The following is a 15,777-nucleotide window of genomic DNA, read 5'->3' as shown; positions in this document are numbered from 1 at the left end:
CGTGAGATCACGGACCTTGAACTCTGCGGGTGAAGTGCGGCGCGTGGGTCAGCGCGAGCCACACGCTCTTGAGGCGGAAGTCTCCGGCAGCCGCCTCCTCCTGAACCGTCTCGTACGTGCAGCCGTCCTGCTCCCAGGTGCCGCCGAACGCGTAGTACGACCAGTAACGGACCATGCACGCCTTGACGTCCTCGTTCGCCGCGAGGTAGTCGGCCAGCTCGGTCAGGCCGTCGAAGCTGAAGTTTTCCCCCGAGGGCGGCTCGACGACCGTGCCGGTCGCGTCGATCTGGAACCCTTCCTCCTCGCTCCGCCACCGACCGAACGTGTCGTAATGCTCGAAGCCGTAGCCCATTGCGTCCGTGAACTTGTGGCAGCCGGCGCAGTAATCCGCCTTGGTGTGCGCCTCGTATCTCATGCGCGTGGTGGCCGGGCCCTCCAGCGCCTTGACGTTCGGATCCACGCCGGGCGGCGGGGGCTCGAGCGGCTGGCAGAGGAGGCGCGTGCGGACCATCTTGCCGCGCTGGGTCGGCGAGGAGTACTCCGAGCCCCCGTGGCCCGTCAGGAAGCTGGCGTGGGCCAGGATGCCCCGATCGCGCTGCCCCGGGCTGATCGACACCCGGGTCAGCTCGGGGCCGCCGGCGCCGCCGATGCCGTAGTGCTGGGCAAGGTTGCTGTTGATGAACGTGTAGTCCGCCTGCAGGAGGTTGGCGAACGTGCCGTCGTTGTTGAACACGGTGTCCACGACGAGCGCCTGCGTTTCGGCCATCATGTCCGGGCGCAGGGCGTCGAACTGCGTGTCCTTCTTCACCACGGGGCCGAGCCGGTTGAGCTGGAGCCAGCCGCGCATGAACCGCATCAGCTCGGCCTCGGCGCGCGGCCGGGCCGCCGGGTCGGTCATCAGGCGCAGCGCGTGCTCGGCGATCTGCTCGCGGGTCAGGCTGGCGCCCTGGTCCGCGGCCGCGTCGGCGGCCTGCAGCAGCGCGTCGTCCGGCATGGTGCCGGTGATCAGGTACGAGAGGTTGTTCGCGACCTCGTACGGGCCGAGCTCGTAGACGCCCGCGCCCGTGTCGTTCCCGATCTCGCGGCGGTACAGGAAGTACGGCGACTGCAGCATGGCGGCCACCACCACCTTGGCGCCGTCCTCGAACGTCTTCTCCGCGCCGAACAGCGTGTCGTAGGACTTGAACTGCTCGTCCGTGAGCTTCTGACGGAACGCGCGGCGGCCGAAGTCGCGGATAAACTGCCCGCGGCAGGCCTCATCGACGGTCCTGCAGGTGGCCGAGGTCAGGCTGTCGAGCTTGCTCGTCACGGCCCAGTCCGCGGTCTCCTCGGCCCAGAGCATGATGGACTTGGCGGTCCCGTCGCGGATCACCAGCGCGTTCGCGTCGACCCTGAAGCCGAGCACCTCCTTGTCGTCCAAGATCGGCGGGACGGTGATGCTCGGGTCGCGGAACAGGTCGCGAACGGTGGCCTCGAACTGGTCGACCGCCAGGCGCCGCACGACGCGCGGGCCCGGGGTGCCCTTGTCGGCCGCCAGGCACTCCGACACCTTCGGGATGTCGTGGGGCTGCGGCGGCGGATCGCCGATGGGCGGCGTGCCATCCGGGTTGCTGGAGTCGCCACCGTTGCCGCCGCTGCTGTCGGAGGGGGTGCCGTCGACATCGCCCAGATTGCCCAAGCAACCGAGCGGGCCGGCGAGGAGGAGGGCCACCGCGCAGGAGCGGCGGCACGCGCTCGCCGAAACTAAGCCCTTAAGCGTGCTCATCATTGCTTGAGAAAAGCTGATGTCTCTCATGTTGTCAAGCCCCGATCAAGCGGTGTCGCCTTGCTAACTCACGAGCTCACGTGGTTTCCACGTGCCCTGACTGGATTCGTCGGTTATCGGTTAATCGATTCAGCGCTTCTGCCTGTCTCCGCCGGCCTCCGCATCGTTCACAGGATCGTCACAGGACCGAGTTCGCTCTCCAGAGAGGGAGTCTCGCTCGACGCAGAGCGTCGAGCCGTCTCACGATGTCGTGCGCCATGCGGGCGAGCTCGGCCGGCCCGCGAACCCAGAGCCGAACCGGAGCCGCTGGATCGCCAGGCGCGCCTCGACCTCGGGTCCCGCGACGAGCCGCTGGGCGAGCGCGCCATTTCCCGTGAGTGTCGAAAAGCGATCCACGACGAGATGAACTGCAACCCCTGTGCCGCGTCGTCCCTCGATGCCGACCCGGGGCCGACCCGGGGTCCTGGGCCGATTTCTGGATTTTTTCGGAGGTTTCGCTGGGGTGGACGAGAAAAAGTCCAGGAAGCGTGATCCACCCCGGTAGCGATCCATCCATGCTCATCCGTGACGGGGCCCCCGCCCCGGCCGCGTCAGCCCTTGGACCAGGCGCTGATCGAGCGATAGCTGGCGACGGACTCTTCGATGACCTCCAGGGCGCGGTTCCTGTCGTACATCGTCTCGACCTCGGCGAGCTTGTTCTCGAGCGTCTTGTAGTCGATGAAGAACCGCATGAGCTCCTTGGTCACATGCGGGGGCAGCTCCTCGTGGGTCAGGTAATGGGCCACGGAGGGGTCGTCGACGGCGACCGCGATGATCTTGTCGTCGACGCCCTTGTCGTCGCGCATGAAGAAGCCGCCGATGGCGCGCGCCCTCACGATCGTGAGCGGCACGACCGGCTCCTGCATGAGGACGAGGACGTCGAGCGGGTCGCCGTCGCCCGCGTGCGTCTGGGGGATGAAGCCGTAATTGGCCGGATAATGAACGGACGAGTAGAGCACGCGGTCGAGCATCAAGAGCCCGGTCTTCTTGTCGAGCTCGTACTTGCACTTCGACCCCTTGGGGATCTCGATCACCACGGGAAAGAAATCGTGCCGGCTGTCGGGGAGCAGGATGTCGTGAAGCGGATGGGTCATTGAGGCGTCCTGGGCTTTCGCCCCGCCCTGGGTGTGGACGAGGGGCGCACAGGATAGCAGAATTCCAGGTAAATTGGCGCGCGACGTGGCGCCCGCCACGCTCGCCGCGCGCCATCTTCTAATGACGCGCTCGCGCGGCCGAGCCGGCGCGGCCGCGCCGGCTCGGCCGCGCCGGCTCGGCCGCGCCGGCTCGGCCGCGCCGGCTCGGCCGCGCCGGACGTGGCGGCGGCGCGCCGCCGCGGCTCACTCCCGCCAGCAGAACCCGAAGCGCGCGGACGCGCCCGGCAGGAGCTCGGCGTTGTAGCTCATGCCGGAGAACGTCACGCCCGCGTTGCCCGCCTCGGCCACGGCGTTCCACACGTCGGTGGGCGTGCCGTCGGTCTGCAGGGTGACCACCCAGGTCGCCGGTGCGTCGCCCACGTTGGTGACGTCGACCGACTTGCAGCCGCCGCCGTCCCACACCGTGTCCACGGTCTCCTTGATATCGAAGTCCGAGCTCACGGGCGGCGGGTCGTTGTCGGTGCCCGACGGCTCCTCGCCGCCGCCGGGCTCCTCCGACGGATCCGGCTGCGCCGCCGCCTCGGCGAGGCGCCTCGTGAAGCGCGGCGACTGCGCGATCGCCTTGATGACGCCCGCGACCGTGAGGTCCTCGGGCCCGAGCTGGCCGGTGATCTGGTCCGCCATGCAGGAGAGCTCGGCCTGGTCCATGGCGCCGAAGCCGAAGCGGAGCCACTGGAGGGTGAAGCACGCCTGCGCGTCGGGGCTCTCCGCGAGCTTCTGGGCGAGCTCTCCGGTGCCGTCGAACGGGCCGCTCGTGCCCGCCGCCCCCACGACGTTGCCGCTCGCGTCGACCGGGTGTCCGTCGTCGGTGTCGCGGTAGCGGCCGACGCCGTCGAAGTGCTCGAAGCCGAAGCCGATCCCGTCGATGAGCGAGTGGCAGCTGCCGCACGCCTCGTTGTTCGAGTGCTCGAAGAACCGCTCGCGGGTCGACTTCGTGGGATCGGGCTGGGGCGGCTTGACGTCGAGCCCCGCGGGCGGCGGCGGCAGCGGCTGGCAGAGGAGCTGTTCGCGCACGAACTTGCCGCGGTGCACCGGCGACGACTCGCCGGCGTGCGCGTGGGTGCTGAGGACGCTGCCGAGCGTGAGGATGCCCATCCGGTTCGACCCGGTGAGATCGACCCGCGCCGTGCCGTCCTGGTCCGCGGCCCCGCCCGGCGCCGCGAGCCCGTAGAACGACGCGAGCTCCGGGGTCACGTAGGAGTAGCTCGCGGTGTACATCTCGCCCAGCGAGCCGGCGCCGTCGTGGATGAGGTGGCGCACGAAGGCCGCCGTCTCCTTCTCGATCGCCTGCCGGATCTCCTCCGTGTACTCCGGGTACGCGGTCATGTCCTTCGACGGCTTGGCGCTCAGCTGGAGCCATGTCCTGAAGAACCGGAGGACGCCGGCGTCGGCCCGCGGATCCTGCATCATCCGGTCGACCTCGGCGGAGATGGCCGCCGGCGTCGCGAGCTCGCCCGACTCCACCTTGCTGAGCAGCTCGTCGTCCGGCATCGAGCTCCAGATCATGTAGGAGAGCTGAGAGGCGATCTCGTGCGGCAGGAGCTGGTAAGTGCCGTCCTGCGCGGCGACGCCGAGCTCCGGGCGATAGAGGAAGTAGGGAGACTGGAGCGCGGCGGCGATCATCGCCTGGATGCCCCCGGCGAAGCCCTCGTCGGCCTTCACGCTGCCGTAGAGATCCATGTACCGGGATCGGTCCTCTTGCGTGAGCGGCCGGCGGAAGGCGCGGCGCCCGAATCGCTCGAAGAACTCGGTCGCGCACGCGTCGTCTCCGGCCTCGATCGGGCAGGGGACGAGCGACCCCGGCGCCGCGACCACCTTTGCGGCGATGTCCTCGGCGGCGTCCCGCATGAGCTGGACGTCGGCCCCGGCGTAGAGGAGCGCGTCGGCGTTGTTGTCGAACCCCTCGACGTTCGCGTCCGTCGGGAGGATGTAGCCGGTCGTGTCGACGCCGAGGAGGTCGGCCACGGTCCTGTCGAACTCGACGCGCGACAGCCGGCGCAGGACGCGCCGCCCGGACACCGAGTTGGGCTCGCAGGCCGTCGGCTGCTCCTCGCACCCCTCACCCAGGTTGACGCGGTTCACGAACTTCTCGAACGCCTGGTATTCCTCGCTCTGGAACGGGATGAGCGCGCCGCCGGCGTGGCCGTCGGGGTGCCGTCCGGAGGGGCGCAGGAGGAGCGTCGACTCGCCGTTCACCTCGAGCGCGGCCATGGCGCGCACCGCCTCGAAGTTGGCCTGCAGCGCCTCGTCGGTGCCCGAGGTGTCGAACACCATGCGGGTCCCCTTCGCGAGCCCGCTCGCGGTGTGGCAGACGGTGCACTTCGAGGACATGATCGGGTCCCAGAGGTTCGCCTTGAAGAACTCGATGTTGTCGGCGCACCCCGAGTCCAGCGAGCCGGTGTCGTCTCCGCCGTTCGTCTCGTCGCCGCCGCCGAACATGCCGTTGCAGCCGGCGCCCGCGGCGCCCAGCGCGGCGCACGAGAGCAGGAGCGCGTAGCCGAGGCGCGGAGTCCGCCGGCGCCGCGGGGGGTCGCTCGCCGGCAGGGGCCGGGAGACGGACGCGTCCGCCGTGTCGAAGGGTCCCTTCGCGTGTGTGTTCATAAGCTTCTTCCTCGTAATCCCAAGTGCTTTAAGAGGACGGACGTGCGGACGACCGCGCGTCACGCGAGCCCGTCCAGCGGGCCGGTGCCCTTCGAGGCGTCGCCGAAGGTGCTGTTGCCGAGGCCCATGGCCTGGCAGATGGAGACCAGGAGCTGCTGGTGGGGAGCGCCGCCGAACTTGATGTAGCGGCCGGGCGTGAAGGCTCCCCCGCCGGCGAGGACGAACGGGACCGACTCGCACCGGTGCAGCGGCGCGTCGCCGAGCTCCTTGGCCCACACGACGAGCGTCTCGTCGAGCAGGGTGCCGCCGCCGGCGCCGGCGGTCGACTTCAGCTTCTTGAGGAGATAAGCGAACTGCTCGGCGAACCATCGCTCCGCGATGCGGAACCTGTCGACGTCCTCCCCCGAGCTCGCGTGCGAGAGCGAGTGATGATCCTGGCTGGACAGGCCGAGCCACCTGAGGTGCAGCGGCGAGACCGTGTGGGAGAACTGGACGGTCGCGACCCGGGTCCGGCCGCAGGCGAGCGCCGCGGCGACGAGGTCCATCTGCGCGACGGCGATGTCGGGGACGGCGTCCTCGTCCGTCGGGTTGAACGAGGGCGGCGGCGGGGGCGCCGTGCCGCAGCTCGCCGCGACGGGGCCGACGCCGGTGCTCGCGCCGGGCGCGATCTGCTTGAGGCCGTCGATGTGCGCGTCGAGCTTCGCCTGCTCGCGCGCGGGCACGCCGGCGCGCAGCGCCTCCATCTCGCCGTTCGTGACGCGCAGGATGCTCTGCCGGCGCTTCATCTTCGGATCGATCTCGGGAGCTCCCGTTCCGGTCGAGCCGCCGTTGCCGGTGAAGCCGTCGAAGATCTGGTTATAGGCGGTCCGCGGCTCGTCGATCACGGGCGCGAACTGCCCCGCCGCGCTGTAGGACATGCGGGTCTGCGCGCCGGTCCCCCACGGGCTCGTGTAGATGCCGAGGTTGACCGGCCGGACGCCGAGCTCCTGGGCGACGTACCAGTCGACGCTTTGGCCGCGGCTCGCGCTGCCGGCGTTCCCGCCGCCCGTGAGCATGTTGATCATGCCGGGCTCATGGTTGTCGACGCCCTTGAAGTCGATGCCGTCGCAGACGATGAGATCGGACTTGTGCGCTGCGAGCGGCTCGAGGATCGAACCCGCAGGGAAAGAGAAGCTCGATCCCGAGCCCGTCGGGCGCCAGAGGTGATGATGGGTCCCGTTGGGGGAGAAAAAGATGACGAGATTGCGCGCAGTACCACCGTCGGCGCGAAGCTGGCTGATCCTCCCGAGGAACGGAGCGGCGAGGAGACCAGCGCCCAGGCCGGCGGCGAAGCGACGTCGGGATATGCGGTTCATGCGAGCGTGCTTTGCAGACGCCGTGCCCGCGAGGCGATCAGCGCCAGAGCACTCGAATCCATCGAGCTCGTGAGAGTGCCACATGTCGCCTGAACCCGGAGCGGTTCTGGGCGCGAGATCCAGTCGATTTGGAGGATGATCCTGGACCGGAGCGAGTTCGGCGCACATTCAGCACAATGCGTGAGCCTCTGCGGCATGGCACGGGATTCCCCGCGAAGCGCGCGCCGCAGGCCCTCATTCAGCGGCGGAGATTCAAGACACGTGCCGTGGGCGTCCGGAAATGCCTTAAGGGGTCCCAGCGTCGTTGGTGATGCCTGGCACATTCACGCAGAGACAGCATCACGAGGACGCCAGGAACGCGAGGAGAAGCCACAATTTTATCATCCTGGCATCCTTTGTACCTCGGCCGCTCGACATCTCCTCGCTTGGGGAATACGACGGTGCAGCGATGTTCGTGAGCGTCCGATCCAGTCACACAGAGCCAAGACCGCCAGGACGCCAAGAGCAGTCGAGACCGTGCCCCGCGCACGCCCCCCCCGGACGTCGGGAGCGCGCGCCCGCGCGTCGGCGCAGGGCGCCGTGCGCGCTCGCGCTGCTCGCGCTGGCCGCGGCCCTCGGCGGCCCCCCCGCCGCGGCAGCGCGCGCGCCCGACGCGGCGCCGTCCGGTCCGCCGCCGCCCGCGGCGGGCGCGCAGCCCGGCGCGCCCGCCGATGAGGCCGCCGAGCCGCCGGCCGAAGGCCGCCCCGTGGTCTCGCCGGTCCAGCGCCCCGACGAGCGCGACGTCCCGCAGCGCGCCTGCTCCTTCGCGCTGCCCGTCTGCGCGCATGCGCCCGCGGGCGTCCCCGGCGCCGCCGTCCTGGAGAGCCTCGCCGACCTCGAGGCCGCGATGCGCGCCTACGACGCGCTCGGCCTGCCGCGGCCGCTCCCCGACGGGGCGCGCGGCGGAAGCCCGGCGTACGACCTGTACCTGGAGCGCGGCCCGCGCCGCCCCGCGCGCGTCGGGCACGACCTCAGGGCGATCGGCGAGCGGTTCGACGCCGCGAGCGCGTTCGCCATCGTCGCGGCGCCGGGGCGGGGCGGGTGCTCGAGCGCGTCCGACGCGGCGTACGCGCTCGGCCACGCCGTCGCGACGCGCCTCGACGCCGGGGCCGAGGAGGGCGCGCTCGCCATGGCGGCGAGCTACCTCGCCGCGATCGCGGCGCCGTGCCCGGCCGAGGAGCTCGCCGCGATCGACGCCTTCCAGCGCGCGCCCGAGCGGGCGCTCACGGGCGCGGCGCTCGGCGCCCTCGACGGCGCCCTGCTCTTCCCGTGGTACCTCGACGACGCCTACGGCACCGGGACGCCGGCGCAGGTCGCGATGTCGCTGCTCGCCATCGCGGCGCAGGCCACGCCCGGCGGCGCCGCGCGCTTCCGCGCCGAGCCCGACACGTTCGACGCGCTCCGGGCGTCGCTCCGGTCCCGCGGCAAGGACCTCGACGACCTGCTCCTCGAGTTCGCGATCGCGCGGGCGTTCGTGGGCAGCCGCAGCGACGGCGCCCATCTGTCGGACGTGGAGCGCTTCGGCGACTTCGGCCGGGTGCGCTTCGAGTGGTCGCTGCCCTACGCGACGCTCCCGCGGCGGGTCGCGCCCCTGCGCCCGATCGAGCCGACCGGCGCCACCTACCTCTGGCTCGATCTCGGCGCGGAGAGCGCGGCCGGCGGGCCGGACCTCAAGGCGGCCGAGATCACCCTCGTGGCCGACTGGGAGCTGCCCGCGCTGTTCCGCTGGGCGATCGTGAAGGTCGACCGGCAGGGCGCCGAGGCCGGCCGCGTCGAGGTGGCCGGCATCTTCGGCGAGAGCCGCGCGCAGCGCACCGTGGTCGGGCTCGACGGCCTCGCGGGGCTGCTCATCGTGGGCGTCAACGCGGGGAGCATGATCCGGAGCCGCCCCTTCGACCCCGACGACGCGCCGTTCATGCCGCACGCGTACACGGTCTGGCTCTCGAGGTGATCGCGGCGTAACTCGACGTAGACAGCGCGCCGGCCGGCGCCGCGGACGGCGGCCCAGGGCGCCGCCGCGACGGCCGCGCAGCGGCCGTCCGGCGCGTCACGCCCGCGCCTCGTCGCCCCTCGGGGACAGGTGCTGCGCGAACCACTCCCCCGCGAGCCGGGCCACCGCCGCGAGCGCGCCCGGCTCCTCGAACAGGTGCGTCGCCGAGGGCACCACGGCGAGGCGGCGCGGGCCGGCGAGGCGCTCGAGCGCGTCCTGGTTCAGCGCCAGCACCGCGGTGTCCGCGCTGCCGACGATGAGCAGCGTCGGCGCCCGCACCCGCGTCAGGGCCGCGCCCGCGAGATCCGGCCTGCCGCCGCGCGACACGACGGCGCCCACGGCGCGAGGCCGCGCCGCCGCGGCGACGAGCGCGGCCGCCGCGCCGGTGCTGGCGCCGAAGTAGCCGACGCCGAGGTGACGGAGCTCGGGGCGCGCGAGCGCCCAGTCCGTCACCCCGACCAGCCGCCGGGAGAGCAGGTCGATGTCGAAGCGGAGGCGAGCGCTCCGGCGATCTTCCGCGGCCTCCTCCTCGGTGAGCAGATCGAACAGCAGCGTGGCCAGCTCCCACCGCCAGAGCGCCTCCGCGACCGAGCGGTTGCGAGGGCTCCTGCGGCTGCTGCCGCTGCCGTGGGCGAAGAGCACGAGGCCGATCGCGCGCTCCGGGATCGCGAGATCCCCCGGCAGCGCCGCCGGGCCCGCCTGGACGAGGAGCGGCCGCTCCGCGCCCTCGGACGGCGGCAGCTCGCGCCGCGCCTCGGCGAGCAGCCAGGCGACGGCGTCGTCGGAGGTCTGCGAGAAGTCCTCGTAGTAGGCGCCGATCGCCTGGAGACCGGGGTCCTCCTCGATGCAGGCGATCGAGTCGACCTCGCGGGCGAGCGACGACAGGCTCGATGGCGCGGCGACCGGCGCCGCGAGCACGAGCCGCCTCGGCGAGCGCTTGCGCAGGTCGCGCAGCGCGGCCCGCACCGTGCTGCCGGTCGCGATGCCGTCGTCCACGACGATGACCGTCCGCCCCTCGACGCGGGGCATCGGCCTGTCGCCCCGGAACCGGCGCACCCCGCGCTCCACCTCGGCGGCCTGCTGCTCCGCGATGTCGGCGAGCTCCGCCTCGGTGATGCCGAGCAGCGCGACGAGGCTCCGGTCGATGTACACCTCGCCCCCCTCGGAGATCGCGCCCACGCCGAGCTCCGGCTGCCCGGGCGCGCCGAGCTTGCGCACGATCCACACATCGAGCGGCGCGCCCAGCGCGCGCGCCACCTCGTAGCCCACCTCGACGCCGCCGCGCGGCAGGGCGAGGACGAGCGGCGCCTCGCTCCTGTACCCCGAGAGCAGCTGCCCGAGCCTGCGCCCGGCGTCCCTGCGATCCTGGAACAGCTTCGCTCGACCCATCGCCGCCTCCCCTCACCTCCGCTCCCTTGGATCGTGTTGATCTTTCAAGAGCGGTGCCGCGCGCAGCGCGCGGCAGGGGGGCGCGCCGGCGCGGGCTCAGCCGCGCGGCGCGGGGCGGCGGACCGTCAGCCGAACAGGCTCCACTCGTCCTCGATGAGCGAGAGGGCGTTGATCAGCTCGAGCGCGAGCTCGCGATCGAGCCACTCGTCGACGCGCTGGCCGGCCGCGACCGCGCTGAAGCACGCGCGCGGGATGCGCTTGGCGAGGTGCATGAGGCACGAGCCGGTCCGATCGAGGCGCGCGACCCAGTCGGTGTCGCGGTAGGCGTACCTGGCCTGGTGGAACAGCGAGTCGCTGAGCGCGGAGATCCTGTCGCGGATGACGTCGGCGGGCTCTGCGCGCGACGCGATCGCCTCGCGGACCTCGCCGATGGCGCGCAGCACGAGGCCGACCGGCGCGCCGGGGTGGAACGAGGCGCGCTTCGGCGAGAACGTGAGATCGTCGAGCGCCAGGAAATACCAGGCCTGCGGCGAGGACACGCGGTAGAGGTACGCCGCGCCGCAGGCGTCGGCCGCCCTCATCGCGATCTGCCAGGCGCCCTCCTCGTCGACGCTGTCCTGCTCCGCGGGCATCCCATCGATGCGCTCGATCCCGGCGCTGCTGACGAGCGGATCCGCCCACGCCATGACCGCGACCGACGTGGTGCGCGACCAGCTGCACAAAAGGCGCGCCCTCGCCTCGGCGGACACGCGGCCGCCCGGCGCGATCCAGACGAAGCGCCCGTCCTTGAGGTCGGCGCGGTACTCGTGCTGCGAGGCGCCGTGCTCGGCGAGCTGCTGGAAGAGCTCCTCGCCCCGCGTCGCCCAGCGCTGGGCGAGGGCCTCCTCGGCGCCGTCGGACGGCGTGTCGTCCCAGTCGAGCTCCGGCGGCCGGGGCGGCGAGAGCTCCGCGTCGTCCGCCTCGCTCGTGGGCTTTTCGCTGCGGGGTCGCCGCTTCGGCGGCGCCGCGCGGGCGTGCTCGTCGGCGCGCGCCCTCGCGGGGCGGAGCCTCGGCGCCGCCGGCCGCTCCGCCGCGGCGCCCTTCCGCGCCGACGAGCGCTCCGTCGCGGCGCCCTTCCGCGCCGACGAGCGCTCCGTCGCGGCGCCCTTCCGCGCCGACGAGCGCTCCGTCGCGGCGCCCTTCCGCGCCGACGAGCGCTCCGTCGCGGCGCCCTTCCGCGCCGACGAGCGCTCCGTCGCGGCGCCCTTCCTCGCCGACGAGCGCTCCGTCGCGGCGCCCTTCCTCGCCGACGAGCGCTCCGTCGCGGCGCCCTTCCTCGCCGACGAGCGCTCCGTCGCGGCGCCCTTCCTCGCCGCCGCCGAGCGCTTCGTCGTGGCCACCTTCCGCGACGTGGCCGATCGCTTCGCCGGCGCGGCCGACCGCGCGGCGGCTGCCTTCGCCTTCCCGGGCGTGGCTCGCGCGCTGGCGGCCGGCCGCTCGTGCCTGTCGCGCAGCGCGGCCGGCGAGCCCGCCTCGGCGACGCCGCGCTGGCCCGCCTTGTCACGGGGCTGCGCGCGCGCCCGCCCGCTCGATGCCTTGACGGTGCGCCTGGGTTCGGCCGATGTCCTTCGACCGCGCGGTTTGGGCATTGGGACAGCGTATCACGAGCTCGGAGGGCGATACCGACAGACGCGCGCCGAGAAACGCGCGTGTCGAACGGAAAGGCGGTCTACCGAGCGCCGGGCGAGCGCCGGGCCCGGGAGCCCGCAATCGAGCGCCAGCCCACGAGCCCTTCACCCGAGCTCGCGCCCCCCCGGCCCCGCGCGCTCACGCCGCGTTCGGCGCACGTGCGTTTGCGTTCAGCGCGCGTCAGTTCTGCGTCTATTCGCGCCCGTTTGCGCCCGTTTACGCCCGTTCACGCCCAGTTGCGTTCAGTTCGCTTCGCTGAGGGCGCGGCGCACGACCTTCTTGAATTTCCTGAGCGGTTGGGCTCCGCTGACCAGGTAACCGTTGATCACGAACCCCGGAGTCCCGGTGATGCCGGCGCTCCGCGCGGCCTCCGCGTCGGCCTCGACGGCGGCCCGGTGGGTGCGCTCGTCGAGGGCCCGGGCGAAGCGCGCCGCGTCGAGCCCGATGCTCGCGGCGTGCTGCTCCAGGGCGGCGCGATCGAGGTTCGCGGCGTCATGGGCCTTGAAGAGCCGATCGTGCATCTTCCAGAAGCCGGCCTGCCCCTGCTGCGCGAGCGCCTCCATGGTTGCTTCGGCGGCCAGCTGCGCTTCGGCGTGGAAGGGGAGCGGCAGGTGGCGAAAGACCACGCGGACCTTGCCCGGGAACGCCTTGATGAGCTCATCCACCGTGGCGACGCTGCGCGCGCAAAAGGGACACTGGAAGTCGGAGAACATCTGGATGACCACCTTGCCGGCGGGCGCCCCCTTGGCGGGGTGGCCCTTGGGCGGCGGCGGCACGGACACCTTCGGCGGGGGCGCCGGCGGGACAGCCTGCTTCTGGATGGCCTCGTAGACCTTCGCGCGCGGCGTCCCCGCCACGACCATGGCCTCCGCCTTGGCGATCTCCTCGTCGATGAGCGCCTGGAACTCCTCGATCGGCTGCGCGCCGACCAACCTGCGCCCGTTGATGAAGAAGTGCGGCGTGCCCGCCGCGTCGAGATCGTCGGCGAGCTCCATGTCGGCCTCGATCGCGGCCGCGTGCTTGCGCGAGGCGACGGCGCGCTTCGCCGCCGCCACGTTCAGCTGGAGCTCCGCGGCGAGGGCCTCGAGCGCCGCGTCGTCGAGGCCGGCCTCGGGCTCGAGGAGGCGGTCGTTCACCCGCCAGAAGGCGGCGTCCCCCTTCTGGGCCCGCGCCTCCCGCGCGAGCTCCGCCGCGGGCTCGGCGCGGGGGTGGAACGGGAGCGGGTTGTCCTTCCAGACGAGGCGCAGCTTGTCGCCGTACTGCGCCGCGAGCTTCTCGACCGTCGGCGTCACCCGCCTGCAGAACGGGCACTGGTAGTCGCTGAACAGCACCATCGTGACGAGCGCCGTGTCCTTGCCGCGCACGGGCGAACCGCCGACGGGCACGAGGTGCACCACCCGGCGCTCTTCCTCCTCCGCCGCCTCCTCGGGATCCGCGGCGGGCGCCGCGAAGTTCTTCTTGGCGAGCGCCGCGTAGATCTGCTCGGGCGGCGTCCCCTCGGCGCGGAGCGCCCGCGCCGCGGCGAGCTGCGCGTCGATGATCTCGGCGAACCGCTCCGCCGGCTGCGCGCCGACGAGCAGGACGCCGTTGATGAACGACGCCGGCGTGCCGTCCACGCCGAGCCGCGCGGCGAGCGCCATGTCGGCGTCGACCTTCCGCGCCGCCCCGCTCCGCTCGACGAGCTGCTTGACCTGGCCCGGCGTCACCCCCGCCCGCCGGAGCGCCGTCGCTTCGAGCTCCGGCGAGAGCCGCTCGTCGGCCCCGAAGATGGCGTCGTGGAACGCCCAGAAGGCGCCGGGGCCGGCGTGCGCGAACACCGCCATCGCCGCCTCGGCGCTCGGCCGAGCCTGCTTGTGGAAGGCGAGCGGGAAGTTCTTCCACACGATCCGCAGCTGCTCCGGGCCGTAGCTCCGCTCCAGCTGCCGCAGCGTGCCGCCCAGGTGTTTGCAGAAGGGGCACTCGAAATCGGAGAACACGACGATCGTCACGGGCGCGATCCGGCTGCCGCGCGCCGGATCGGCGCGGGTCACCGGCACCGGACCGGGGTCGCCCTCCGCGACCATGAGCTCGTCGAGCGGCGGGCGCTCTGCGGCGCTTGCGCCAGGTGGCCGCGCGGCCTTCGCCGGCTGCGACGGAGGGGACGGCGGGAGCGCGGAGCTGCAGGCCAGGGCGAAGATCAGCGAGAGCCAGGCGACGGCGGCGAGGGCGCGGCGGAGCATCGCGCGAGTGTACTCGCGTTCCGCGACGACGCCGGCCGTCGCCGCGCGGCCTCGCTGCGCCCGGCGCGGAACGCGTCCGCGCGCCGCGTCCGGGAGCGGCGAAGCCCACGGATGCGCCGGGCCAGGCACGATTGACGCCCTCGCCGCCTTCGGCCATGACGGGCCCGGCGCGCCGCTCGGCCGCGCCAGGAGAGCGCACCGGAAGCCATGGAGAAGGTCTACAGCGCCGCCCGCGTCCAGCCGGACGAGCACAGGGACGTCCTCGCGCAGCTCTGGAAAGAGAACCTCGCCCACGGCGACGTCTCGCAGGAGTTCGTGGAGCGGCGGATGCGCTGGTTCCAGGAGCAGAACCCGGCGGGCCCCCCGCGGACCTGGATGGGCTTTCACGGCCCGGAGCGCGAGATCATCGGCTGCGGCTCGTTCTACCCGCGCGACGTCTACGTCAGCGGGCGGAAGCTCAAGGCCGGCGTCCTCGGCGATTTCGGCGTGACCAAGGCGCATCGCATCGCCGGGGCCGCCATGAGCATCCAGCGCGAGCTCGCGAAGGGCTGCCGCGACGCCGGGGTCGACTTCGTGTTCGGCTTCCCCAACAAGGCCTCGTTCCCGATCTTCCAGCGCGCCGGCTACAAGAAGATCGCGGACTCCACCATCTGGGTGCGGCCCCTCATGGCCGCGTACAAGCTGAACGAGCTCGCGGCCTCGTCGGCCGGGGAGCAGCAGGGCACCGTCAGCGCGGTCGTGCAGCGGGTCGCCGAGCGGGCCGCCTCGGCGGTGCCCCACCCCCGCTGGCGCGCGCTCTGGGAGCCGGCGGCGCCGGGCGCCCCGCCCGCCCCCCTGACGCAGGCGCTGTCGACGGCCGCCGAGCGCGCCGTGCAGCGGGCGACCGTGAAGCCCGACAACGCCCTGGTGCGCGCCGCCGGGCGCGCCGTCGACGCCTCGATGGCGCTCCGGGACGCCGCGGCGCTGCTCGCGCGGGGCAGCCGCGTGCGCACCGAGCTCGTGGACGCCGCCGACCACCGCTTCGACGAGCTGTGGTCGCGGGCGAAGCCGTCGCCGATCGTCGGCGAGCGGAGCGCCCAGTTCCTGAACTGGCGCTACGCGCAGCTCGGCACCGTCCGGTACCGCTTCTTCTGCATGCTCGACAGGCACGACGGGCGGCTGCTCGGCTACGCGGTCTACTCGGTGCGGAACAACAAGGTCGAGATGTCCGACGTGTTCTGCGAGGACGGCGGCCCCCTGCTCGACGCACTGCTCCTCGAGTTCTGCCGGGCGATGCGGCGCGAGGGGCACGTCTCCGTGGGGATGCTCGTCGTGACGCCGCCCGCGTTCAGCGCGCGCCTGCGGGCGCTCGGCTTCTTCTCGCGCCCCCACCCCCCGAGCGTCGGCTCGCGGTGGCTCATCGTACACCTCGACCCGAGCTTCCCGGACGACCTGCGGCGCGTGCTCCTCGACCCCGACAACTGGTTCATGACCGACGGCGAGCTCGACGTCTGACCGCCCGGGCGCCCGCCCCCCGCAGGATCCCACCGATCCGCTGGACCCCCTCCTGCCGCCGGTT

The 15,777-nt window shown here is 72.6% G+C and carries 9 protein-coding genes; 2 read left to right on the top strand and 7 right to left on the bottom strand.

The window, feature by feature from the left end:
* Positions 1-7: 7 nt before the first annotated feature.
* The 4 genes from NQZ70_RS51710 to NQZ70_RS51695 form a co-directional block, all read right to left on the bottom strand.
* Positions 8-1,678: a DUF1592 domain-containing protein gene (locus NQZ70_RS51710; RefSeq protein WP_237244839.1), complete on the bottom strand. Its 1,671-nt coding sequence runs from the start codon at positions 1,676-1,678 to the stop codon at positions 8-10.
* 677 nt (positions 1,679-2,355) lie between these two features.
* Positions 2,356-2,898, bottom strand: coding sequence for an inorganic diphosphatase (locus NQZ70_RS51705; RefSeq protein WP_020742099.1), 543 nt, complete (start codon positions 2,896-2,898; stop codon positions 2,356-2,358).
* A gap of 243 nt (positions 2,899-3,141) precedes the next feature.
* Positions 3,142-5,559: a DUF1592 domain-containing protein gene (locus tag NQZ70_RS51700; RefSeq protein WP_129580809.1), complete on the bottom strand. Its 2,418-nt coding sequence runs from the start codon at positions 5,557-5,559 to the stop codon at positions 3,142-3,144.
* Between the two features lie 59 nt (positions 5,560-5,618).
* Positions 5,619-6,914 (bottom strand): DUF1552 domain-containing protein, encoded by a 1,296-nt coding sequence (locus NQZ70_RS51695; protein ID WP_129580808.1) that lies wholly within the window; start codon positions 6,912-6,914, stop codon positions 5,619-5,621.
* A gap of 745 nt (positions 6,915-7,659) precedes the next feature.
* Here NQZ70_RS51695 and NQZ70_RS51690 point away from each other — a divergent pair.
* Entirely contained in the window at positions 7,660-8,904 is a 1,245-nt protein-coding gene (locus NQZ70_RS51690) for a hypothetical protein (RefSeq protein ID WP_129580807.1), read from the top strand.
* Positions 8,905-9,000: 96 nt separating this feature from the next.
* Here NQZ70_RS51690 and NQZ70_RS51685 read toward each other — a convergent pair whose 3' ends face one another.
* The 3 genes from NQZ70_RS51685 to NQZ70_RS51675 form a co-directional block, all read right to left on the bottom strand.
* Positions 9,001-10,332 (bottom strand): phosphoribosyltransferase family protein, encoded by a 1,332-nt coding sequence (locus NQZ70_RS51685; protein WP_129580806.1) that lies wholly within the window; start codon positions 10,330-10,332, stop codon positions 9,001-9,003.
* A gap of 125 nt (positions 10,333-10,457) precedes the next feature.
* Complete coding sequence (locus NQZ70_RS51680) at positions 10,458-11,960, bottom strand: DUF6882 domain-containing protein (protein ID WP_129580805.1); 1,503 nt, start codon at positions 11,958-11,960, stop codon at positions 10,458-10,460.
* A 282-nt stretch (positions 11,961-12,242) separates the two neighbouring features.
* On the bottom strand, positions 12,243-14,219 hold the full coding sequence (locus tag NQZ70_RS51675) for a DsbA family protein (RefSeq protein WP_129580804.1): 1,977 nt from the start codon (positions 14,217-14,219) through the stop codon (positions 12,243-12,245).
* Between the two features lie 207 nt (positions 14,220-14,426).
* Here NQZ70_RS51675 and NQZ70_RS51670 point away from each other — a divergent pair, with 207 nt between their 5' ends.
* The gene (locus NQZ70_RS51670; protein WP_129580803.1) at positions 14,427-15,713 is read left to right on the top strand and encodes a GNAT family N-acetyltransferase; all 1,287 of its coding nucleotides are present in this window, start codon (positions 14,427-14,429) and stop codon (positions 15,711-15,713) included.
* The last annotated feature ends 64 nt before the right edge of the window (positions 15,714-15,777 follow it).

Source organism: Sorangium sp. So ce836 (genome assembly GCF_028553905.1).
In the GTDB taxonomy this organism is placed as follows: Bacteria; Myxococcota_A; Polyangia; order Polyangiales; family Polyangiaceae; genus Sorangium; species Sorangium cellulosum_D.
This window is presented reverse-complemented; position numbering and strand designations above follow the sequence as displayed.